Annotated in this window: 20 protein-coding genes and 1 other annotated feature (1 of these 21 only partly in view); of the genes, 19 read left to right on the forward strand and 1 reads right to left on the reverse strand. The window is 51.7% G+C overall.

Annotation, left to right across the window (positions count from 1 at the left end):
- Positions 1-95 (forward strand) — a binding site (T-box leader); it begins 155 nt to the left of the window's first position.
- A gap of 43 nt (positions 96-138) precedes the next feature.
- From metG to spoVG, 12 genes are all read left to right on the forward strand, one after another.
- A complete protein-coding gene (gene metG, locus NST37_RS00740) occupies positions 139-2,166 on the forward strand; it encodes a methionine--tRNA ligase (protein WP_024984327.1) in 2,028 nt (675 codons plus the stop codon).
- 19 nt (positions 2,167-2,185) lie between these two features.
- Positions 2,186-2,953, forward strand: a complete 768-nt coding sequence (locus NST37_RS00745; RefSeq protein WP_003390214.1) for a TatD family hydrolase — start codon at positions 2,186-2,188, stop codon at positions 2,951-2,953.
- 457 nt (positions 2,954-3,410) lie between these two features.
- Complete coding sequence (locus tag NST37_RS00750) at positions 3,411-4,502, forward strand: 3D domain-containing protein (protein WP_031933416.1); 1,092 nt, start codon at positions 3,411-3,413, stop codon at positions 4,500-4,502.
- A gap of 260 nt (positions 4,503-4,762) precedes the next feature.
- Positions 4,763-5,317 (forward strand): ribonuclease M5, encoded by a 555-nt coding sequence (rnmV, locus tag NST37_RS00755; protein ID WP_003390216.1) that lies wholly within the window; start codon positions 4,763-4,765, stop codon positions 5,315-5,317.
- On the forward strand, positions 5,314-6,210 hold the full coding sequence (gene rsmA, locus NST37_RS00760) for a 16S rRNA (adenine(1518)-N(6)/adenine(1519)-N(6))-dimethyltransferase RsmA (protein ID WP_339186091.1): 897 nt from the start codon (positions 5,314-5,316) through the stop codon (positions 6,208-6,210). The genes rnmV and rsmA overlap by 4 nt, the downstream gene beginning before the upstream one ends.
- Before the next feature lie 213 nt (positions 6,211-6,423).
- A complete protein-coding gene (locus NST37_RS00765) occupies positions 6,424-6,696 on the forward strand; it encodes a Veg family protein (protein WP_003390218.1) in 273 nt (90 codons plus the stop codon).
- A 584-nt stretch (positions 6,697-7,280) separates the two neighbouring features.
- Complete coding sequence (ltrA, locus tag NST37_RS00770; protein ID WP_024985202.1) at positions 7,281-8,546, forward strand: group II intron reverse transcriptase/maturase; 1,266 nt, start codon at positions 7,281-7,283, stop codon at positions 8,544-8,546.
- A 117-nt stretch (positions 8,547-8,663) separates the two neighbouring features.
- Positions 8,664-8,855, forward strand: coding sequence for a small, acid-soluble spore protein, alpha/beta type (locus tag NST37_RS00775; protein ID WP_003390219.1), 192 nt, complete (start codon positions 8,664-8,666; stop codon positions 8,853-8,855).
- Between the two features lie 184 nt (positions 8,856-9,039).
- Positions 9,040-9,951, forward strand: a complete 912-nt coding sequence (gene ispE, locus NST37_RS00780; RefSeq protein WP_024983380.1) for a 4-(cytidine 5'-diphospho)-2-C-methyl-D-erythritol kinase — start codon at positions 9,040-9,042, stop codon at positions 9,949-9,951.
- 25 nt (positions 9,952-9,976) lie between these two features.
- Positions 9,977-10,798: a pur operon repressor gene (gene purR, locus NST37_RS00785; protein ID WP_003390221.1), complete on the forward strand. Its 822-nt coding sequence runs from the start codon at positions 9,977-9,979 to the stop codon at positions 10,796-10,798.
- Positions 10,799-10,814: 16 nt separating this feature from the next.
- Positions 10,815-11,198 (forward strand): RidA family protein, encoded by a 384-nt coding sequence (locus tag NST37_RS00790; protein WP_003390223.1) that lies wholly within the window; start codon positions 10,815-10,817, stop codon positions 11,196-11,198.
- Positions 11,199-11,392: 194 nt separating this feature from the next.
- Positions 11,393-11,680: a septation regulator SpoVG gene (gene spoVG, locus NST37_RS00795; protein ID WP_003390224.1), complete on the forward strand. Its 288-nt coding sequence runs from the start codon at positions 11,393-11,395 to the stop codon at positions 11,678-11,680.
- Positions 11,681-11,724: 44 nt separating this feature from the next.
- On the opposite strand, the gene NST37_RS00800 is transcribed toward spoVG, so the two are convergent.
- Complete coding sequence (locus NST37_RS00800) at positions 11,725-12,747, reverse strand: GTP-binding protein (RefSeq protein ID WP_039070471.1); 1,023 nt, start codon at positions 12,745-12,747, stop codon at positions 11,725-11,727.
- A gap of 197 nt (positions 12,748-12,944) precedes the next feature.
- On the opposite strand from NST37_RS00800, the gene glmU reads away from it, so the two are divergent.
- The 7 genes from glmU (at position 12,945) to NST37_RS00835 (ending at position 22,275) form a co-directional block, all read left to right on the forward strand.
- Positions 12,945-14,327 carry a bifunctional UDP-N-acetylglucosamine diphosphorylase/glucosamine-1-phosphate N-acetyltransferase GlmU gene (gene glmU / locus NST37_RS00805; protein ID WP_339186094.1) on the forward strand — a complete coding sequence of 461 codons (1,383 nt, stop codon included), beginning with the start codon at positions 12,945-12,947 and terminating at the stop codon, positions 14,325-14,327.
- A 23-nt stretch (positions 14,328-14,350) separates the two neighbouring features.
- The gene (locus tag NST37_RS00810; protein ID WP_003390228.1) at positions 14,351-15,301 is read left to right on the forward strand and encodes a ribose-phosphate diphosphokinase; all 951 of its coding nucleotides are present in this window, start codon (positions 14,351-14,353) and stop codon (positions 15,299-15,301) included.
- Between the two features lie 109 nt (positions 15,302-15,410).
- The gene (locus tag NST37_RS00815; RefSeq protein WP_327926387.1) at positions 15,411-16,037 is read left to right on the forward strand and encodes a 50S ribosomal protein L25; all 627 of its coding nucleotides are present in this window, start codon (positions 15,411-15,413) and stop codon (positions 16,035-16,037) included.
- Positions 16,038-16,508: 471 nt separating this feature from the next.
- Positions 16,509-17,084 carry an aminoacyl-tRNA hydrolase gene (gene pth, locus NST37_RS00820; RefSeq protein ID WP_003390231.1) on the forward strand — a complete coding sequence of 192 codons (576 nt, stop codon included), beginning with the start codon at positions 16,509-16,511 and terminating at the stop codon, positions 17,082-17,084.
- A gap of 101 nt (positions 17,085-17,185) precedes the next feature.
- A complete protein-coding gene (locus NST37_RS00825; RefSeq protein ID WP_003390232.1) occupies positions 17,186-17,416 on the forward strand; it encodes an anti-sigma-F factor Fin in 231 nt (76 codons plus the stop codon).
- A 200-nt stretch (positions 17,417-17,616) separates the two neighbouring features.
- The gene (gene mfd, locus NST37_RS00830; RefSeq protein ID WP_024983374.1) at positions 17,617-21,165 is read left to right on the forward strand and encodes a transcription-repair coupling factor; all 3,549 of its coding nucleotides are present in this window, start codon (positions 17,617-17,619) and stop codon (positions 21,163-21,165) included.
- 36 nt (positions 21,166-21,201) lie between these two features.
- Positions 21,202-22,275 (forward strand): peptidylprolyl isomerase, encoded by a 1,074-nt coding sequence (locus tag NST37_RS00835; RefSeq protein ID WP_339186097.1) that lies wholly within the window; start codon positions 21,202-21,204, stop codon positions 22,273-22,275.
- Positions 22,276-22,279 lie beyond the last annotated feature (4 nt).

A 22,279-nucleotide genomic window follows, 5' to 3' on the forward strand; every position in this document is an offset into this window, starting at 1 on the left:
ACAGGTGAAGTCAGCAGCACTGACTTGCCAAGTCCGCCATTCGCGAGAAGGCGGAGCATTTGGGTGGTACCACGAGATCAAAGCTCGTCCCAATCCGGGGCGGGCTTTTACTATTTTATCAAGGGGGGCACTTGTCTTATGAAACCGACGTATTACATTACGACGCCGATCTATTATCCCAGCAACAAGCTGCACATCGGAAACGCCTACACGACCATTGCGGCAGATGCCATGGCCCGCTACAAAAGACTGCGCGGTTATGATGTCTACTATTTGACGGGTACGGACGAGCACGGGCAAAAGCTGCAGGAGAGAGCAGCAGAAGACGGCAAACAGCCGCTGGAGTTCATCGACCCGATCGTCGACTGGATTCGCGATCTATGGGAAAAGCTCGATATTTCCTATGACGATTTCATTCGCACCACCCAGCCTCGCCACAAAGAGGTCGTCCAGAAAATTTTCCAACGCCTGCTTGACCAGGGAGACATCTATCTGGGAGAGTACGAGGGCTATTACTGTGTGCCGGATGAAGCCTTCTGGACGGAGACACAATGCAAGACAGACAAAGGGTATTTCTGTCCGGACTGTGGGCGTGAGGTCAAAAAAGTGAAGGAGCAAAACTACTTCTTCCGCCTGTCCAAGTATCAAGACAGACTGCTGCAGCACATCGAAGCCAATCCTGATTTCATCCAGCCGGAAACCCGCCGCAACGAGATGATCAACAACTTCCTCAAGCCGGGTCTGCAGGATCTGAGCGTTTCCCGCAGCACATTTGACTGGGGAATCAAGGTTCCGAGCGATCCGAAGCACGTCATTTACGTCTGGATTGACGCATTGACCAACTATATCTCCGCGCTCGGCTATCTGTCCGATGACGACAGCAAATATTTGCGCTATTGGCCCGCTGATGTTCACCTGGTTGGGAAGGACATCCTTCGTTTCCATACCATCTACTGGCCGATCCTGCTGATGGCGCTTGACCTGCCGCTGCCGAAAAAAGTGTTCGGCCACGGTTGGCTGCTTATGCCCGATGGCAAAATGTCCAAATCAAAAGGGAACGTGATCGATCCGAAGCTGCTGATCGACCGCTATGGTTCGGACGGTGTTCGCTACTTCCTGCTCCGCGAGATTCAATTCGGACAGGACGGCGTCTTCACCCCGGAAAGCTTTGTTCAACGACTCAACTACGATCTGGCCAATGACATCGGAAACCTGCTCAGCCGTACGGCGACGATGATTGAAAAATACTTTGACGGCGTCGTTCCCGCACCGCAGGACAAGGGAGAGCCTGACGACAGCCTGATCAGTCTGGCGACCAGGACCAAAGCACTGGTGGAAGAGCATATGGATGAAATGCGCTTTAGCAACGCTCTCGCCCACATCTGGGAATTGGTCGGACGTGCCAACAAATACATTGACGAGACCATGCCGTGGAATCTGGCCAAGTCTGACGAAACCAAAGGACGGCTGGCGACAGTCATGTACAACCTGGTGGAAAGCATCCGGATTTGCTCTATCCTCATTCAGCCGTACATGACCAAAACACCTGCGAAAATTTGGGACCAATTGGGCATTCTCGACAAACCGGAGGCATGCAGCTGGGAGTCGGCTGGCGTCTGGGGAGGCCTTCCGGCTGGAAGCAAAGTCAGCCGCAAAGAGCTGCTGTTCCCGCGCCTGGATGTACAGGCGGAGCTGGCTTTCATCGACGAGTCGACAGCAGAAGCCCGCCGTCAGGCAGAAGAAAACAAGAAGAAGCAGGACGCATTGAAAGGAGAACCAACCGTGAGTGAAGCAACGAACCAAACCGAGGCACAAGCTGCAGAAAAACCGGCGGACGCAAAAGAAGAGATCGGCATCGACGACTTTTCCAAAGTCGAGCTTCGCGTTGCACAGGTAGTCGAATGCGCGAAGCATCCAAACGCGGATAAGCTCTTGATTCTCCAGTTGGATCTGGGCTACGAAAAACGTCAGGTCGTCTCCGGCATTGCCAAGTACTACACGCCGGAAGAGATGGTTGGGAAAAAAGTAATCCTCGTGGCCAATCTCAAACCGGTCAAGCTGCGTGGGGAAATGTCCCAGGGCATGATTCTGGCGGCATCCGTCGGAGATCAGCTGACGCTGGCGACTGTAGACCCGACCATGCCAAACGGAGCAATTGTGAAATAAGGAAAGGGAGGACGCACACGTGTTATTTGAAACGCACGCGCACCTCAACGCCCCGGAATTCGATGAAGATCGCGAAGAGGTGATCGCACGTGCCCGGGAAAATGGCGTAAGCACGATCGTCAACATCGGGTTCAATGCAGAAACGATTCCCACCTGCCTGCAGCTGGCTGAGAAGCACGATTTCATTTATGCGGTCGTAGGCTGGCACCCGCAGGACGCCAAAGACATGACAGACGAACATCTGGAATGGCTGGAGGAGCTGAGCCGTCACCCCAAAGTGCTCGGTCTCGGGGAAATGGGACTTGATTACTATTGGGACACTTCACCCAAGGACGTCCAGGCGGAGGTGTTCCGCAAGCAAATCCGTTTGGCCAGGAAGGTGAACCTGCCGATCATCATCCACAACCGCGACGCTCATCAGGATGTGATCACGATCCTGAGAGAGGAAAAGGCGGCTGAGGTCGGCGGCATCATGCACTGTTTCTCCGGAAGCTGGGAAACGGCAAAAATGGCACTGGATATGAACTTCTACATCTCCTTTGGCGGTCCGCTCACGTTTAAGAACGCGAAGCAGCCAAAGGAAGTGGCGGCGAAAGTGCCGCTTGACCGCCTGCTGATCGAGACCGATTGTCCGTATCTGACGCCGCACCCGTTCCGCGGAAAGCGAAACGAATCCGGCTATGTCCGTTATGTCTGCGAAGAGATGGCCAACATCCATGGCATGACGTACGAGGAGATGGCCAAACAGACTGCCGAGAATGCTCGGAGGCTGTTCCGGCTGGATTGACAGTCGAGGCAAAAAACAAATGAAACGAGCTTGTCCCCTGGGGGCAGGCTCGTTTTTTCGTGAAAAAGGCACGTGCAATCGGATGCCGTAAACGCTTGCTGCTACCGGGTTTTGCAAAAGCCAGGTGCGCTTTTTGCTAGAAGCAGAAACAAAAAACCTGTTCTTCCAAAGGACATCCCGCATAGCATTAAAGTATGTGTCGAACGATTATTGCGGAATCGACATGCACCCTCGACAGAAACCCGCTTCCATTCGCCAAACGGTTAATGCTAGGCTGGTAGCAATCAAATCCTCAGTCCGGCAGGGGGAATTTGACAAAGAGAAAAAAGTAGAATACAATCAAATCCGACCTTGTTCAGAACTGGCCAATTTCCAAAATATTGGTGCGATTTCATCAACCCTTGCCTGGCTAGACTCGAAAAGCTTTACGCTTTTCAGCAAAAAAGGAGTGTGGGAAATGGAGTTACGCACGGTGTGGGAAAGGCAAAAGAACCGGGCGATTGTCGTTCTCGGCAGCCTGGCTCTGGTGCTCGTTCCCATGATTGGCTATTTCTCTGCCCAAGCAACCCAGCCAAAACAGATCACGTTTTCGATGGACGGAGATACCCGCAAAGTGGGAACCAAAGCCTCGACCGTCGAACAGTTTTTGGCAGAACGAAACATCACGGTAACGGAAGATGATCTACTACAACCAGACATTCACGCGAAAATAAAAGACGGAACAACCATTACCTTACATACACGCTGGACAATTCCGGTCCAGGTGGACGGGCAGACCAAAGTAGTAAAAACGCTAAAGCGCGATGTAGCTGGAGCTCTGCAGGAGGCTGGCATCGCATTAGGCAAGCAGGACCGGGTAAAACCGGCTCTCACAGACTCACTTTCCAAACAGACGACAATCGTCGTTACCCGAGTCGAAGAGAAAGTCGTGCAGCAAGAGGAGCGCCTGGCCTTCCAGGAGCTGCGCAAAAACGATCCCGTATTGTCAAAAGGGACGACGCGCGTCATGCAAGAGGGCCAAGAGGGAAAAGCCATCGGTCATTATAAAGTCATCACGGAAAACGGAAAGGAAGTTTCCCGTGAGCTGATCAAGCGAGATGTAATCACACCAAAGAAAGATCGAATTGTAGCGGTAGGAACAGCCGTTGCTGTTCAAATCGATGACAAATCGAATCGAGTCGTAGCGTCCGCAGCGGGGATGGTCTCCCGGGGCGGAAAAGTGTTCCGGCCAAAACAGGTCCTGAACGGGGTTACTTTGACCGCCTATTCACCGGCAGGTGGAGGCAAACATCCAAGCTCGCCAGGCTACGGGCGTACAGCTACGGGCGTAAAGGCAAAAGCAGGGCACACGATCGCGGTTGACCCGAAAGTCATTCCGCTCGGGTGGTGGGTGTTTATTGACGGCATCGGATACCGTCGTGCAGAAGACGTAGGTGGAGCGATCAAAGGCGCGAAAATCGACGTTTTCGTCGGGACCGAGGCGGACGCGGTTCAGTTTGGACGCAAGCGAAACCGAACTGTCTATATCATCGGGCCGCACAAGCCATAGGACAGGAGCCATGCTCCTGTCTTCTTTATTTATCATCGACCTGATCGCAGATAGCAAAAAGCTTCGTTGAAAGCTTTCGCAGCCGAGTTTCCTAATCCGGCGGGGTTGTGTTAAGCTGAGTTATTAAGTAAGACGAAAGCGAGCCGAAAATGTTTCACCCAAAAACGAAGGAATTCCTGTTTTTTTGGCGCAAACTATAACTGTTTTGACTATCCTCAAAACCGTCGTTTTCGACATTTTATGAAAGCGGGAGCATCGACATGAAGATCAAGGAAGTCATCGTCGTAGAGGGACGAGACGATACAGCTGCCATCAAGCGGGCAGTCAACGCAGATACGATCGAAACAGGCGGATCTGCCATCAATCAAAAAACGATCGAAAAGATTCGCCTTGCTCAATCCAAGCGCGGCGTTATTATCTTTACCGACCCTGATTACCAGGGAGAGCGGATTCGCAAAATCATCAGCAAGGCAGTACCCGGCTGCAAGCATGCTTTTATCACCCAAGCGGACGGAACAAAGAAAGACGATATCGGCGTGGAAAATGCGTCGGTAGAGACGATTATCCGCGCGCTGAGCGACGTCCGGACCGAGATGGCGGAAAGTGCAGGAGAAATCACTGCCGATGACATGCTGGCCTACAGACTTACCTCAGGGGCTGATTCCAAGGAACGGCGTATCAAGCTGGGGGAAAGCCTCGGTATCGGCTACGCCAATGCCAAACAGATGCTCTCCCGTCTCAATGCGTTTCAGATAAGCCGTGAGGAATTTCTCAAAGCGATAGAAGCACTAGATCAGGAGGAGGGGAAGTCGTGATGCACGCCTCAGGGAAAGATATCGCAACACCGACCAGAACGAAAGAGGTTCTGGAGAAATACGGCTTCTCTTTTAAAAAGAGTTTGGGACAAAACTTTCTGATCGACACGAATATCCTCCATAACATCGTGGAAGCGGCCGATCTGGACAGCTCGAAGGCTGCCATCGAAATCGGCCCCGGTATCGGTGCGCTGACCGAGCAGTTGGGGAGAGCCGCAGGGCATGTCCTCGCCATCGAGATCGACCAGCGGCTGTTGCCGATCCTTGAGGATACGCTGGCCCCCTATGACAACATAGAGGTCGTACATGGTGATGTGCTGGAGCTGGACCTTGCTGCTCTCGCGCGGGACAAGCTAAGCGGGTATGAAAAGGTGAGCGTAGTAGCCAATCTGCCCTACTATGTGACCACGGCGATATTGATGAAGCTTTTGGAGAGCCGATTGCCGCTGGAGAACATCGTTGTCATGATTCAAAAGGAAGTGGCTGAGCGGATAGCGGCAAAGCCGGGGAGCAAGGATTACGGCTCGCTGAGCGTAGCTGCTCAGTTTTACGCGGAGACGGAAGTGGCGATGATCGTTCCGGCCAGCGTTTTTATTCCTCGACCCAATGTTGATTCGGCAGTGATCAAACTGAAAATCCGGGACCGTCCTCCCGTGGAGGTAGACGATGAGAATTTCTTCTTCCGGGTCGTTCGGGCATGTTTTGCCCAGCGCCGTAAAACGCTGCTGAACAATTTAATGAGCGGGCTGTTTGATAAACAGCGAAAAGACGAAGTGATACAGATGCTAAGCGACCTTGGGATCGAACCGAGCCGCCGAGGCGAAACTTTGTCGATCGATGAATATGCAAGCCTGGCAAACGAGATTATTCGACGTCAATTGCTGGGTAAATAACAAGCGAAAAATCCCCTGCTATTTGCGACAAATCAGCAAAAGCAGGGGATTTTTGGTGTTATATTGGGAATGTAGGAAAAATCGACAAATATCAACGCATTTATCGAAAAAAAGGCCGTTGACAAAAACTCGGCCGGATTGCTATAATTTTTTATTTCTTTGACAAAATAAGCGTATGCTGTTATAATGGGATCAAGCGAGGTGGATGGAACAATGGCAAGAAACGCGTTACTTGACATTAAGCGCAGTTTAGACGGGCACATTGGCGAACGCATCCTACTAAAAGCCAATGGCGGTCGACGCAAGACCGTCGAGCGGACGGGCATCCTCGAAGAAACATACCCATCAGTATTCGTAGTAAAGCTCGATGACGACCAATTGTTCGAACGAGTTTCATACAGCTATGCTGACATCTTGACGGAAACCGTTGAGTTGACTGTCTGCAGAGAGAACGAGCACATTCGCATTACTTTTGTTCAACAATAGAGCCATTTTCGGCTCTATTGTTTTTTTTGGTGCGCCCAGCATGGGCGATAGCTATAGGGTGAAAGTCCCGAACGGGGGTTGGCTGTACCAACCGTTAGCTCAAGGCAAGGGTGTCGACCGCGAGGTCGAATCTGAAGGAAGCCGGCGGCAAAATCCCGACCTGAGGTACACGAACCCAATTTGAGGCTGTTGTATCCGGGCGAGTCTGCCAAACAAGACAAAGCCCCATACAGCCAAGGGATACAGTAGTAAACTTGGGCAGGTACATGGGATGAAAGTTATCGTTCTTACCTGGGGAGGTCTGCATGAAACGCCTTCAACTGTTGGTAACCGTCTCCGTAAGGAGACGCTGAACATGCAGAAGTCAGCAGAGGCCATAGTACCCGAGTAGAGGACGCTTGAATGGGGAAGGGCCGAACATCAAGTCAGCATGCGATCCATGTCTTTTGATACGGTACGTCGAAGCAGAATTCTGTCAAGGAACTACTTTTGAAGAGCAGGGGTGAAGCCCCGAGGGTACAAAAGAGGGCTGAGTATCGTACAGCAAGCACGGAGTCCGCATGTGCGAAGGAAGGAACATCATTATGGATTTGCTGGAAAAAGTCTTATCACGGGAAAACTTACGGATGGCACTCCAACGAGTGGAGGAAAACAAAGGTGTCGGTGGAGTCGATGGTGTTTCAACCGAACAACTACGCGATTATCTACGTGAACACTGGCAAGCCATCCGCGAGAAGATGGAAAGGGGAACCTATAGACCTTCACCTGTTCGCAGAGTCGAAATCCCGAAACCTGACGGTGGTGTAAGGTTATTAGGCATTCCCACCGTGGTAGACCGCTTTATTCAGCAGGCCATCCTCCAAGTGTTAACGCCGATCTTCGACCCCACCTTCTCGGAATCTAGCTATGGGTTCCGTCCAAAACGTAGCGCTCACATGGCAGTAAGGAAAGCGCAAGCGTATATCTCCGAAGGATATCGTTTCGTGGTGGACATCGATCTAGAGAAATTCTTTGATCGCGTAAATCATGATATTCTAATGAGCCGTGTGGCTCGAAAAGTTCAGGACAAGAGAATTTTAAGACTGATTCGTTCCTACTTGAATGCGGGGATCATGATAAATGGCGTCTGTACAACATCAAGTGAAGGAACACCGCAAGGTGGGCCGTTAAGCCCACTTTTGGCAAATATCCTACTTGATGATTTGGACAAGGAACTCGAAAAGAGAGGCCACCGTTTCTGCCGCTACGCAGACGATTGTAATATCTACGTGAAAACAAAACGGGCAGGGGAACGAGTAAAGAAGAGTATTCAAAACCACTTGGAGAAGGTACTAAGGCTAAAAGTAAATGAGGAGAAAAGCGCGATAGACCGACCATGGAAACGAAAATTCTTGGGCTTTAGTTTTACCTTTGCAAAACAGACAAGGATTCGCATCCACCCCAAATCCCTCCTCAAGCTAAAAGAGAAAATCCGCACGATCACGAATCCGGTGTGGAGCATCTCGATGGAGAAGCGGATTGAAAGAATAAATCAGTACCTCATGGGCTGGATTGGATATTTCGCCCTTGCAGACGCGAAGGGCATTCTACAATCCATTGAGGAATGGACAAGGCGCAGGCTCCGTCTTTGTTTGTGGATGCAGTGGAAACGCGTGAGAACCAGATATCGAGAACTTCGTTCTCTTGGCATATCTCACGTAAAAGCCATTGAAATTGCAAATACCCGCAAGGGTGCATGGCGTACCACAAAATCTCCGCATATACACAAAGCCCTCGGCATTGCCTACTGGCAACAACAAGGGCTGAAAAGCTTAGTGCAACGATATTCTCAAATTCGTCAAGCTTGGTGAACCGCCGTATACCGAACGGTACGTACGGTGGTGTGAGAGGACGGGGGTTAGTCGCCCCCTCCTACTCGATTTCTCCGCCGTACATACTAAGCCTGTCAACGAGAAAGGGAGGGTGTTATGGGTCGCAGACGAGGCATTATGTCTGATGAGTTCAAGCTGGAGCTGGCCAAGGAACTGGGGTTTTACGATACAGTGAAAACCGAGGGATGGGGCGGCATCACTACGCGTGACGCCGGAAATCTGGTGAAACGCGCCATTCAGATTGCCGAAGAAGCGCTAGCGAAGCAAAATACCACAGACACTCGTTGACAGGGAAGGCCGGGGAGACCCGGCTTTTCTTTTGTGCCAAACTCTTGGCCCGATAAAGACTATTTTCTGCCGGACTGTATTTGGTGCGAATAGTATGGTTATTTTCCCCTCTACTGGCAAGGCAGAATACCCCTGTGCTACAATAAGAGACTAGGAAAACAGATCGTAGGCAGAGGTGAACAACGTGCGTATCTCGGTCAAAGCGCCCGCCAAAATTAATCTTACTCTTGATGTACTGGCCAAACGCCCTGACGGCTATCACGAAGTGGAAATGGTGATGACGACAGTAGACTTGGCGGACCGGGTTGATCTGACCTTGCGCGATGACGGGCGCATTTCACTTGATTGTTCGGCAAGCTTTGTACCGGATGACATTCGCAACCACGCTTACAAGGCGGCGCTGTTGCTGAAGGAACGCTATCAGGTGCCCTATGGGGTGCATTTGTACATAGATAAACAAATTCCCGTCGCTGCCGGGCTGGCAGGAGGAAGCAGCGATGCTGCGGCAACGCTCAGAGGGCTAAACCTTCTTTGGAATTTGGGGCTTAGCCTGGACGAGCTTGCAGAGGTGGGAGCGGAGATCGGCTCAGACGTACCGTTTTGCGTCTATGGCGGGACGGCAGTGGCCCGTGGACGCGGAGAGCAGATTACCCATCTGGCGCCGCCTCCCCCGTGCTGGGTCATCCTGGCGAAGCCGCCGATCGGCGTTTCCACGGCAGATGTGTACGGCAATTTGCGCGTGAAGGGGATTGAGCGCCATCCCTCCACGGAAAACATGCTGCGTGCGATACAGGAGCAGAATTTCTCCCTGATGTGCCGCACTTTGGGCAATGTGCTGGAAGAAGTAACGTTGAATATGCACCCGCAGGTACGGCAGATCAAGGACCTGATGGAGGCATCGGGAGCGGACGGAGTCTTGATGTCAGGCAGCGGCCCTACCGTTTTCGCCCTTGTCCAAAAGGAAGCAAAAGTGCATCGCATCTACAATGCCTTGCGTGGATTTGTAAAAGATGTGTTTGTGGCCCGTATGTTAGGTGTCCCTGAAAGGGGAAATGCTTGCACAAACACGTATGGAAATGATACATTAGCACCATAATATTCGGTTTTTTGGAGGAAGAAACATGAAGAAATTGCGCAGAAGTGCCCGTCTTGTCGATATGACGCAGCACTTGCTTGCCGAGCCCCACAAGCTGATTCCGCTTACCGTGTTCGCTGAGCAGTACGGGGCTGCGAAATCGTCTATTAGTGAGGACCTGTCGATCATTAAAGAAGCGTTTGAAAGCCAGGGTGTAGGCGTATTGACAACAGTGGCGGGAGCGGCCGGCGGAGTCAAGTACATTCCCAAGGTCAAGACGGACGATGCGCTTGCCTTCATGAACAATTTAATCGGCCACTTGGGCAATCCGGAACGTCTCTTGCCCGGCGGATACTTGTACATGTCAGATATATTGGGCGACCCCGCGACCATGTCGAAAATCGGCAAGCTGTTCGCTTCCGCTTTTGCGGACAAGAACGTCGAGCTGGTCATGACCGTCGAGACCAAGGGGATTCCACTCGCGTATGCGACGGCCGTCTATTTGAATGTACCGGTTGTCATCGTCCGGAGAGACAACAAGGTGACCGAGGGTTCGGTTGTGAGCATCAATTATGTATCCGGTTCCAGCAAGCGGATACAAACCATGTCGCTGGCTCGCCGCGCCTTGCCTGAGCAGTCCCGCGTTTTGATCGTGGACGACTTTATGAAGGCGGGAGGAACGGTTCGCGGCATGATCGATCTTTTGCAGGAGTTCCGGGCTACAGTGGTCGGCTGCGGTGTCCTTGTGGAAACGGCAGACGTATCCGAGAGACTCGTAGATGAATACGTCTCTCTGGCAAAGCTTCAGGAAGTAGACATCAAAGGCAAGCAGATCGAACTGGAATTGGGCAGTTATTTTCAAAAATAGAGAGGAGTAGAAGGGCATGGCAATCTCTTTTGTTTCGACAAATCAGGCTCCGGCAGCGATCGGGCCGTACAGCCAGGCGGTAAAGGCAGGTTCCTTCCTGTTTGCTTCCGGCCAGATTCCGCTTCGTCCGGACGGTACCTTGGTGGAAGGCGACATCGTGGAGCAGACTCACCAGGTTTTTGCCAACATCAAAGGCGTTTTGGCTGAGGCGGGATTGACGCTTTCCGATGTAGTGAAGGCAACGGTGTTCATCAAAGATATGAACGAATTCGGACGCCTGAATGAAGTGTATGGCGAATATTTTGGGGATCACAAGCCAGCCCGCTCTACAGTAGAAGTCGCAAGGCTCCCGCGCGACGTACAGGTGGAAATCGAAGTGATTGCGTACCTGGGAGAATAACGGACAGACAAGACAAAAATAGCTACGACAGCCCGACACAACTCGCGTGTCGGGCTTGTTTTTTGCTAGTAATTGGAGTATGCTGGATAAAATTATAGTTTTTTTTGCAAAATTTCGGTAAACGTAGCAGGAATATTTACCCAGTGCGTGGAAATACTCCTAAACGCTTTTTATAGATAAAGGGAGTGAACTTGATGGAAGTAACAGACGTCAGACTTCGCCGCGTGAATACGGATGGTCGCATGAAAGCCATTGCATCTATTACCATCGACCATGAATTCGTGGTTCATGATATCCGTGTAATTGACGGAAACAATGGCATGTTCGTAGCTATGCCGAGCAAGCGTACCCCAGACGGGGAATTCCGCGATATCGCTCATCCGATTTCCTCGGCGACACGCGAAAAGATCCAAGCTGCTGTACTGAGTGAGTACGAGCGTGTAGGTCAGGAAGAAGAGAGCACCATCGAAGCAGGCGCGTAACTAATGAAAAACAGGCACCCCGTCCTATGACAGGGTGCCTTGTTTTATTCATAACAAGCTTCTAGATCCCGGATGATTTTTTCCTTGTCCAATCCTTCGCCGATAAAGACCGCTACCATTTTGGGGCCAAAATTTTCAAAGGGGAACAAATGGACCTGATTATCGGTATGCTGAAACGAGATCAGCTCATCCCGCCCTTTAAACAGCACGTAGCCTTTTGCCCGGTACACATTTTTCGGCAGGTCCCAGAGAAAATCTTCAAATTTTTCTGGATCTACAGGATAGGTAAAATGGTAGGAAAATGTTTCGATGCTGTTGTACAAAGAAGGTTCGGAAGCAGAAAGTCCTAGCGATTGCTTGACCTTTTCAATTGCAGACATTTTGCCTATGCTTTTTTGCACAAAAGGACCTCTCGTCCGGTCGTCGGCCCGTTCGGAAGCGACCTTCTCGGCGATTCTCTTTACCTGCAGCAATTGATCCAGGTCCATATCGCCCTGTATGGTGACGTGAATGGGAGCGTATGGGTTTAGCTCGACCAACTTCGCTTTTACCTTTTCCAGAGCGTCCGGTGCGACCAGATCGCTTTTATTTAATAGAAGCAAGTCGGCGTATTTCACCTGATTGCGGACTGTTTTTACGAGCGAGCTTTTCGATTGGAAGCGGGAGTTCAGGTCCCGGAAGCGGGAAGCGTCCACGACGCTGACAATGCCCTTCAGCTCCATCCTGTCGTAAAGCTCGGGGTGCGTCAGGGCATCGACGACATCTACGGGATCAGCGACCCCGGTAGTTTCGATCAGGATATGGTCGGGGTTGATCGTGGAGAGAATTTCCTGCAGCCCTTCTGTCAGCTCGCCTTGAATGGAGCAGCAGATGCAGCCGTCCAGCAGCTTTTTTACGGGAAAGCCGTAGCCTTGCAGTTGTTCCCCGTCGATATCTTCTTCGCCCATTTCGTTCATCAGCACGACGACCTGTCCGTCTTGCTTGCGCAGATAGGCTAGCAGCTTTTGCAGCAGCGTCGTTTTTCCGCTGCCAAGATAGCCCGTCAAGATGTACACGCCGGCACTCATCGCATCCATCCTCCTTTGCCTTGCGTTCATTTGTCATCTTTTCCCTTTCCATCATAAGATAGGTGCAAACAGGCGTCAAACGTGGCAAAAGCGAGTCGTTGATTTGTTACGAAAATAGAATACTGCGCCTATTATCTTGAAATCCTTATATGATTTAAGATATAGTCATTGTGGAACTTCTACGCTGGAGGGTTGACATGTCTAAGATCCATGCCGTGGTATTGGCGGCAGGCCAAGGAACACGGATGAAATCGAAGCTGTACAAGGTTCTGCACCCTGTTTGCGGAAAGCCGATGGTCCAGCATGTAGTGGATACACTGGCTTCCATGAGGGTGGAGGATGTCGTTGTCGTCGTTGGTCACGGTGCCGACACCGTTCAGGCCACTTTAGGCGAGCGTGTCGCATACGCATTGCAAAAAGAACAGTTGGGAACGGCACATGCTGTGCAGCAAGCAGCGTCGTTTTTACAGGCGAAAGAAGGAACTACGTTTATTTTGTACGGAGACGTACCTCTGTTGTCAGAGGAAACGTTGACCGCTCTTTTGCATTTCCATGAAGACCAGAAGGCAGCCGCAACGGTATTGACCGCTGTCCTTCCGGATCCAACCGGTTACGGGCGTATTGTCCGCAACGATTCCGGAGAAGTGATGGAAATCGTTGAACACAAGGATGCGTCTGACGAGGTTCGGGCAATCAGAGAGATTAATACGGGAATATACTGTTTTGACAACCAAAAATTATGGAATGCGCTGGCCCAGGTGAAAAATGATAACGTGCAAGGAGAATACTATGTGACAGATTGCATTGGTATTCTGCGCCAAGCCGGCGAGAAGGTTGTTGCCTTCGAAGCCGCAGACCCCGATGAGACAATGGGCGTCAACGACCGGGCACAGCTTTCGGAAGCGGAAGCATACATGCGCAAGCGAATCGCTGTTCGGCACATGAAAAACGGCGTTTCTATCATTGATCCTCTGTCCACGTACATCGAGGCGGATGTGACAATCGGTTCCGATACGATTCTCCAGCCTGGTACGTATCTTCGCAGAGGGACAACCATCGGCAGCGATTGCGTCATTGGCCCGCAAGCTGACCTGAGCAATACCAAAGTGGCTGACGGGGTTACCATTTCATACTCGGTGCTGGTAGACGCAAAAGTGGATGAGCAGGCTACAGTCGGCCCGTTTGCTTATGTACGGCCGGGAACAGAAATTGGTCCCCAGACGAAGATCGGCGATTTTGTCGAATTGAAAAACGCAAAAATCGGCAAAGGAACGAAAATCCCCCATCTCAGCTATGTAGGCGACGCGGAAATTGGCGAAGGTGTCAACATTGGCTGCGGCACGATTACGGTAAATTATGACGGCGCTGTCAAACACAAGACTGTCGTGCAGGACGGTTCCTTTATCGGATGCAATACCAATCTTGTGGCGCCGGTGACCGTGGGCAAAAACGCATACGTAGCCGCCGGCTCGACGATCAATCAGGATGTGCCGGACGACGCCTTGGCGATTGCCCGCGAGCGTCAGGTGAACAAACCAGGATACGCGAACAAACTGCCGCGAAAAAGCAAAAAGGAATAACAACGGGAGGTTCTTGAAAGATAATGGCTAATTACCGCGACCCCAAACTGAAGGTCTTTACGTGTAATGCAAATCGGGAGCTGGCAAGAGAGATTGCCGAGCATATTGGCGTTCCTCTGGGCAATTCGGAGGCCATTCGCTTCAGTGATGGCGAGTGTCAAATCAAATTGAACGAAAGTGTTCGGGGTTGTGATGTATTCGTCATTCAGCCGACATCTGCTCCTGTAAACGAGCACCTGATGGAGCTTTTGGTTATGGTGGATGCCTTGAAACGCGCTTCGGCAAAGAGCATCAACGTGGTTATTCCTTACTACGGCTACGCTCGCCAAGATCGCAAAGCGCGCGCCCGCGATCCGATTACTGCCAAGCTGGTAGCCAATCTGATCGAAACAGCCGGTGCTCACCGTGTCATCACGATGGATTTGCACGCGACCCAGATCCAGGGATTCTTTGATATTCCGGTTGATCATTTGCTGGGTGTACCCATTTTGGGCAAGTATTTTTCCGAGAAGGGGCTGAAGGACATTGTTGTCGTCTCCCCTGACCACGGCGGTGTCACGCGCGCCCGCAGACTCGCAGAGCGTCTGGAGGCTCCGATCGCGATTATTGACAAGCGCCGTCCGGAACCAAACGTCGCGGAAGTTATGAACATTGTCGGTAACATTGAAGGCAAAACGGCGATCATCATCGATGACATCATCGATACGGCCGGTACGATTACACTGGCGGCAAGTGCCTTGATCGAGGCGGGTGCAAAAGATGTTTACGCATGCTGCACGCATCCGGTCTTGTCCGGCCCGGCTATCGAACGCATTGCCAACTCCAAAATCAGCGAGCTGGTCGTAACCAATTCGATTCCGTTGACCCAGGATCGAATGATTGACAAAATCAAGGTCCTGTCGGTTGCGCCTATCATTGGGGAAGCGATTATCCGCGTTCACGAAGAACTTTCCGTAAGCAAGCTGTTTGACTAGAAGCCTGACGTGATCTAGGCGTTGAACACTGCATGGGGATGGAAAAGACCTCCACTGGACAAGCTAGAAGGAAGAAACTTCTAATCTAGCTGCCAGAGGAGGTTTTTTTGTGGAAGCAATTCAGGCGATGATCCGTCGCAAGGGAGAGACCGCGAAGACGAACAATGAATTGCGGCGAAAGGGATGGATTCCTGCGGTGATCTACGGTTCGGAAACCCCCAACCTGTCGATTCAGGTAGAAGGACGTGTCCTCGACCAAGCCCTTCGCCAGCAGACGACAAACAAACCGTTTACACTGGTCATAAACGGAAACAAGCATACCGTGATGGTTTACGAGCTGCAGCGCCATCCTGTGATGGGAAACATCCTGCACGCCGACTTCAAGCAAATCAATATGAATGAGAAGGTTCATACGACGGTACCGATTCTGATGACGGGAGATCCCGAGCTGGGCGTCGCTACCCTGGTGCGCCACAGCGTGGAGGTATCCTGCCTCCCCGGCGACATCCCCGAATCGTTCACAGTCAATGTCGACGGACTGCAGATCGGAGATGTCGTCCTCGTAAAAGACTTGGATATTCCTACGACAGTCGATCTGGCATTGGACGAGATGGAAGTCGTCATCAGTGTCCTGCCTGTGAAAGCAAAATCAGATGAATCGATCGACGCCGAGCAGGCTGCCGAAGCGGTCTCTGAGGATGCCAAGGCCCAGACCGAGGAAGCGAAGAAAGTATAGAACAACGAATAATGAAAAATTACCGGTGAACAATGAACAAAGAAAACAAGCCTTCGACCCGCTTGTGCAGTGGGATTGAAGGTTTGTTTTCTTTTCCTATCCTTCTATTTCTCCTTTGAATTTGCTAATAAAGCTCCGGTAAAAGGAATAGCCGTAGAGATGAAAAAGGGAGAAAAAAGCGAGGGTCTTTGGGACACCTCCCAGGCTTTCTTTTCCAAGCGGAACCGTTTTTCGCGTCCAACTCTGAGAAACATCCCCGAACAGGCTGCTTTTGGACGCGGTTCCGCTTGGGAAAGAAAGCCGGACAGGCCGACCCCATGCACGTGTCCCACCGAACCCGAGCATTTTTCTCCCTTTTTCATCTCCTCCCCCCAAAGTCCCGGCCAAAGCGCAAATGAAAAGGCACCCCCGTTCCTTTTGTTCCGCCCTATAATTTAGTACAATGAAGAGAAGAACGAGGAGGGAACAAGCGTGAAAGTGATCGTCGGACTGGGCAACCCCGGCAAAAAATATGAAGATACAAGACATAATGCCGGTTTCATCGCCATAGATAAGATTAATGACAAATGGGGCATTCCCGTCGTGCAAAACAAGTTCCGCGCACTCATCGGCGAGGGACGGATCGAAGGGGAAAAGGTGCTCCTGGTAAAGCCGCAGACGTACATGAATCTCTCCGGCGAATCCATCGCGGAAATCTTGAAATTTTACAAGCTCACTCCGGAAGATGTCGTCGTTATTTACGACGATCTGGACCTGCCGCCCGGACAACTCCGCTTGCGGGAAAAAGGCAGCGCCGGCGGCCACAACGGAATCAAATCGTTGATTTTGCATATGGGTACACAAGAGTTTAAACGAATCAAAATCGGCATCGGTCGTCCGGAGCCGGGACGGAGCGTCAGCGATTATGTCCTTCATCCGTTTTCTACGGCAGAGCGCCCCTTGATCGATGAAGCTGCAGATCTGGCTGCTGCGGCAGCGGCGATGTGGACAAAAGAACCGTTTGTAAAAGTGATGAACCAGTACAACGTCTCCAAAAAACAAGGGTAGGCAAGGCTTTTCTCGCCTGTTCTACAAGAGTTGACACGTTAGTATGTTTTTCCACTCCCCCGGTCATACTAAGCCTAGGAATGACTGGGGGGTATGCGTGAATGAGCATTCGTTACGAGTGCCGCTGCTGTGGAGCGAGGATTGCGGAATTTGACGAAACCAGAGTGACGGAAGAACAACTGGGGTTGAACTCCTTGACCGCAGAAGAGCGTGCTCTTATAATATCCAAAGAACTAGGGGGAGACACGGTTGTGAGCATCACGTGCGGGTATTGCCGCGACGCGCTGCAATTAAACCCGGAGCTCTCACTTGTTGGCAACCCGCTTCAATAAAGGGGAAACGCTTTCGAAGGCTTGCAAATACAAGGCCTTGGCTTGATGAGCTAAGGCTTCTTTTCGCATGGTCGACTGGTGGCGGCATGGTCAGCATCTGATCTGCCTCGCCGACCGCCCGCAAAAGGAAAATCCAATGCACTGCCGATTTTGGCGAAACCAGATTTTCGACACAGAAAAACCTGAGAGGGGACTAGTGAATGCAAGTCATCATTAACCCGATGAAACAGGACGCCAATGTCGGGACAATCGTCGCTGGTCTGGAAAGAGGGCTGCACGAGCAGCTCGTTTCCGGACTGGCTGGCTCTGCGCGACAAGCGCTAATGGTCGCCTTGAAGCAAATGAGCGACCGTCCCGTCTGCGTCATTACCCATAACATGTTTCAGGCGCAAAAGGTGTACGAGGATTTGATCGAGCTCGTTCCTCCAGATGACGTCTTGCTCTACCCTGGAAACGAGTTGATCGGATCGGAGCTGGCGATCGCGAGTCCCGATATCCTGGCACAGCGCATTCATGTATGCAACCGTTTGGCCAAAGGCTTTACGGGTTTTTTGGTTGCGCCGTTTGCCGGTTTGCGCCGTCTTGCTGTTCCGCCTCATGTCTGGAAGGAAGCGCAAATCGAACTGAACGTAGGAGAAGAATTGGACATTGACGCCTTTTTGCTCCGATGCATCGAGCTCGGATATGAGCGAGTGGACATGGTGGAGAGAAAAGGCGAGTTAAGCGTGCGCGGCGGAATTATCGACCTGTACCCGATCGATTCGGAATGGCCGGTGAGAATCGAGCTGTTTGACGTGGACATCGATTCGATCCGTACCTTTGATATGGCTACACAGCGCTCGCTGGAATCGATCCAATCCTATACCATCGGCCCGGCGAAAGAAATGATCGCCTCCACAGCACTGCTGCAGGAATCGGCTGTCCGCCTGGAGCAGAAGCTGGGAGAGACTGTCGCCAAGCTGAAGGATGGGGCTGCAAAAGAAAAAGTGGTGGAATACATCGGCGGAGACGTTGAGCGCCTGAAGCAGGGACAGCGCTTTGCCCATCTGTACTCGTACATCTCCGTTATTTATCCGGCGAACGATACGCTGCTTTCCTACATGCCGTCCGACACGCTGTTGATCGTGGACGAACCGTCGCGTGTGCTGGATACAGCTGCACAACTGCAAAAGGAAGAAGGAGAGTGGCTGACTGGCCGAATTGCCGAAGGGGAGTTCATGGCGAATTTGACCTTGTCCCGTTCGTATGACGAGACCGTCGCCTCCAAGAAGCGCCAAATTGTGTATCTGTCGCTGTTTCTGCGTCAGTCCCCCAAGACCCAGCCGCAAAACATCGTCAACCTGACCTGCCGCACCATGCAAAATTTCCATGGGCAAATGAATGTTCTGAAAACAGAGCTGACCCGTTGGAAAAAGTCGCAGGACCAGATCGTGTTCGTGGCTGCCGATCTGGAGCGGGCAAAGCGGCTGGAGCGTGTGCTGCACGATTACGAGATGGAAGCCGATCTGCTGACGGATGAGGTGGAAGCCGTTCCGCCGGGCAGGCCGACCATTATTTTGGGGAATCTGCAAACGGGCTTTGAGCTTCCGTTAAACAAGCTGGTCGTCATCACGGAGGGCGAGGTCTTTACTGCCAAGCAGCGGAAAGCGCGCAAGGTGCAAAAGGCGATCACCAACGCGGAGCGGATCAAAAACTACCTGGAGCTGAAACCGGGAGACTACGTCGTTCATGTCAATCACGGGATCGGAAAGTATTTAGGGATAGAAACGAAAGAAATACTCGGAATTCATAAAGATTACCTTCATATTCAATACGCGGGCGGCGACAGTCTGTTTGTTCCGATCGAGCAGATTGACCATGTTCAAAAATACGTCGCCAGCGAGGAAAGCCAGCCGAAGATTTACAGCCTGGGCGGCAGCGAATGGAAGCGCGTCAAAACAAAGGTACAGTCATCCGTAAAAGACATCGCCGAGGATTTGATCAAGTTGTATGCCGCGCGCGAAGCAGCGGTCGGCCATGCCTTTTCCCGCGATACTGCGGAACAGCGCGAGTTTGAAGCAATGTTTCCGTACCAGGAGACGCCTGACCAGCTTCGGGCCATTGCCGAGGTCAAGTCCGACATGGAGAAAAGGCGTCCGATGGATCGTCTGGTCTGTGGAGACGTTGGCTACGGAAAGACAGAGGTGGCCATTCGTGCAGCCTTCAAGGCAGTCATGGACGGCAAGCAGGTCGCCGTGCTGGTTCCTACAACGATCCTCGCTCAGCAGCATTACGAAACCTTCCGCGAACGCTTTGCCGACTACCCGATACGGGTGGAGGTATTGAGCCGGTTCCGTTCCCGCAAGGAACAAAACGCGACGATGAAAGGGCTGAAGGAAGGTACGGTCGATGTCGTCATCGGGACGCATCGCCTCTTGTCCAAGGACATTCAGTTCCGCGAGCTGGGCATGCTGATCGTCGACGAGGAACAGCGTTTTGGGGTCAGCCACAAAGAAAAGCTGAAGCAGATGAAGACCAATGTCGATGTTCTGACATTGACGGCCACACCGATCCCGCGGACTTTGCACATGTCGATGCTCGGTGTGCGCGACTTGTCTGTCATCGAAACACCTCCGGAAAATCGCTTTCCGGTACAGACCTATGTCATGGAGTACAGCCCGGCGCTTGTTCGGGAAGCGATCGAGCGGGAAATGGCCCGGGGCGGACAAGTATTTTTCCTCTACAATCAGGTCCAGGGGATCGAGCAGATGGCCGAGCAAATTTCCATGCTGGTTCCCGATGCGCGTATCGCGGTAGCTCACGGACAGATGAACGAAAGCGAGCTGGAAACGGTCATCCTCGACTTTTTGGAAGGCAACTACGATGTGCTGGTAAGTACGACGATTATTGAAACAGGGGTGGACATCCCCAATGTGAACACGCTGATTATTCACAATGCGGACAAGATGGGTCTGTCCCAGTTGTACCAGCTTCGCGGACGTGTCGGACGTTCCAACCGGATCGCCTACGCGTACTTCACCTACCAGCGGGATAAGGTGCTGACAGAGGTGGCGGAAAAGCGTCTGCAGGCCATCAAGGAATTTACCGAATTGGGCTCCGGTTTCAAAATTGCCATGCGCGACCTGTCCATTCGCGGTGCGGGGAATCTGCTCGGGGCCGAGCAGCATGGCTTTATCAACTCTGTCGGGTTTGACCTGTACAGTCAGATGCTGAAAGACGCAATCGATGAGCTGAAAGGGGAAGTGAAGCAGGAAGCGGCTTCTCCGGTGGAGATCAACCTGCAAATCGATGCGTATCTCCCGTCCATGTACATCACCGACAGCCGGCAAAAAATCGAGATGTACAAAAAATTCGTCGCCGTCTCGTCACTGGAGGATGTGGACGATTTGGCGGAAGAGCTGTTGGACCGCTTTGGACCGTTGACCAAGCCGGTTGAGAACCTGCTGACCATCTCCCGATTGCGGGTATATGCCCTGGAGCATCGGATTACCGAGATCAGCCAAAAAAATCCGGACGAGATCAAACTGGTCTTTCACCCGAGCCAGAACAACAACATTGACGGCGGTGCGCTGTTCGCTCTTGCCAGCAATTGGAGCAGACGGGTAGGCTTGTCGGGTGGACAACAGATCACCATAACTGTTAAAGTAAAGGGGTTACGAGAAGACGAGGGTATACAGCTCGTCGAAAAGCTGCTCCGACAATTTCATTTGGTGCGTAAAGACACCAATACGGAAAGACCCGTGTCCTGACGGTTTACGGGCTTTCCTTGAGAAGGGAGAACCAAAATGAAACGATCTGTTGCTTTATTGTCATCAGCGGTACTGGCTGTATCTCTGTTGACCGGGTGTGGTACAGCAGCGGAAAAGGATTCCGCAGCGAAGCCGGCTGATCAAACACAGCAACCTGCGAACAACGGCGAACAGGCATCCCAGTCTGATGATGTGCTCGACCAGTTTAAAAAACTTACGCTGCCATATTCGGTTGATCCCAAAACCGCTATTGTGGAGTATCAGGGTGGAAAGTTGACCGCGCAAGAATTCGAGACATTCCTGCGTGTGATCAATTTCTTGAACCCGATGCAAGGGGCTATGATCGAAAGTGCCGATCAGGAGTCGCTGAAAATCTTTGCCCGTGAGTATACGGCTACGAAGATTCTCGCTTCCCGGGCAGATGCAGCGATGGAAAAAGAGTCTCAAGAGCTTGCGGAAAAGACCTTTGAAAATCTCAAAGGACAGTACTTGGGATTGCTCGGCAAAGACGAGTCCAAGTTTGCCAAGCTGATGGAAAAGGAAGCTATCGACAAGGACACAGTCGTCAAGCAAATGGCATTGATTAACAATTCCATGGCTGTGCTGAAAAAAGGCATTGATGACGCCAAGCTGAAGAAGGAATACCAAGGCCTGGACAAAGAATCTATTACCGTTGCTTCCGTCCGCCACATTCTGGTTTCCTTTGAAAAGCACAACAACAACCAAGAGGAAGCCTTGAAAGTGGCCAACGACCTCTTGGCCCGCCTGAAAAAGGGCGAGGACTTTGCGAAGCTGGCGAAGGAAAACACGGACGACCCAGGCAGCCAGGAAACTGGCGGTCTGTACGAAAACGCCGAAGTAAGCCAGTGGGTGCCGGAATTCAAAGAAGCGGCACTGAAGCTGCCGCTCAACCAGATCAGTGAGCCGGTCAAGACTTCTTACGGTTACCACATCATGAAAGTGGAAAGCCGCAAGGAAAGAACATTCGAGGAAATGAAGTCTGAGCTGCAAAATAAAATGCTGGAGCAGGAGTACGACAAATTTAACAAAGAAGAGCTGGACAAGCTGATTACGAAGTACAATATTCCACAGCCAAAACCAGCGTCTTAAGCGG

It is taken from the genome of Brevibacillus sp. FSL K6-6036, assembly GCF_037964015.1.
GTDB classification, from domain to species: Bacteria; Bacillota; Bacilli; order Brevibacillales; family Brevibacillaceae; genus Brevibacillus; species Brevibacillus borstelensis.

Coding starts and splice junctions, on each gene's coding strand:
- metG (WP_024984327.1), top strand. CDS start 139: ATGAAACCGACGTATTACATTACGACGCCGATCTATTATCCCAGCAAC.
- NST37_RS00750 (WP_031933416.1), top strand. CDS start 3,411: ATGGAGTTACGCACGGTGTGGGAAAGGCAAAAGAACCGGGCGATTGTC.
- rnmV (WP_003390216.1), top strand. CDS start 4,763: ATGAAGATCAAGGAAGTCATCGTCGTAGAGGGACGAGACGATACAGCT.
- NST37_RS00765 (WP_003390218.1), top strand. CDS start 6,424: ATGGCAAGAAACGCGTTACTTGACATTAAGCGCAGTTTAGACGGGCAC.
- ltrA (WP_024985202.1), top strand. CDS start 7,281: ATGGATTTGCTGGAAAAAGTCTTATCACGGGAAAACTTACGGATGGCA.
- NST37_RS00775 (WP_003390219.1), top strand. CDS start 8,664: ATGGGTCGCAGACGAGGCATTATGTCTGATGAGTTCAAGCTGGAGCTG.
- purR (WP_003390221.1), top strand. CDS start 9,977: ATGAAGAAATTGCGCAGAAGTGCCCGTCTTGTCGATATGACGCAGCAC.
- NST37_RS00790 (WP_003390223.1), top strand. CDS start 10,815: ATGGCAATCTCTTTTGTTTCGACAAATCAGGCTCCGGCAGCGATCGGG.
- spoVG (WP_003390224.1), top strand. CDS start 11,393: ATGGAAGTAACAGACGTCAGACTTCGCCGCGTGAATACGGATGGTCGC.
- NST37_RS00800 (WP_039070471.1), bottom strand. CDS start 12,747: ATGAGTGCCGGCGTGTACATCTTGACGGGCTATCTTGGCAGCGGAAAA.
- glmU (WP_339186094.1), top strand. CDS start 12,945: ATGTCTAAGATCCATGCCGTGGTATTGGCGGCAGGCCAAGGAACACGG.
- NST37_RS00810 (WP_003390228.1), top strand. CDS start 14,351: ATGGCTAATTACCGCGACCCCAAACTGAAGGTCTTTACGTGTAATGCA.
- NST37_RS00825 (WP_003390232.1), top strand. CDS start 17,186: ATGAGCATTCGTTACGAGTGCCGCTGCTGTGGAGCGAGGATTGCGGAA.
- mfd (WP_024983374.1), top strand. CDS start 17,617: ATGCAAGTCATCATTAACCCGATGAAACAGGACGCCAATGTCGGGACA.
- NST37_RS00835 (WP_339186097.1), top strand. CDS start 21,202: ATGAAACGATCTGTTGCTTTATTGTCATCAGCGGTACTGGCTGTATCT.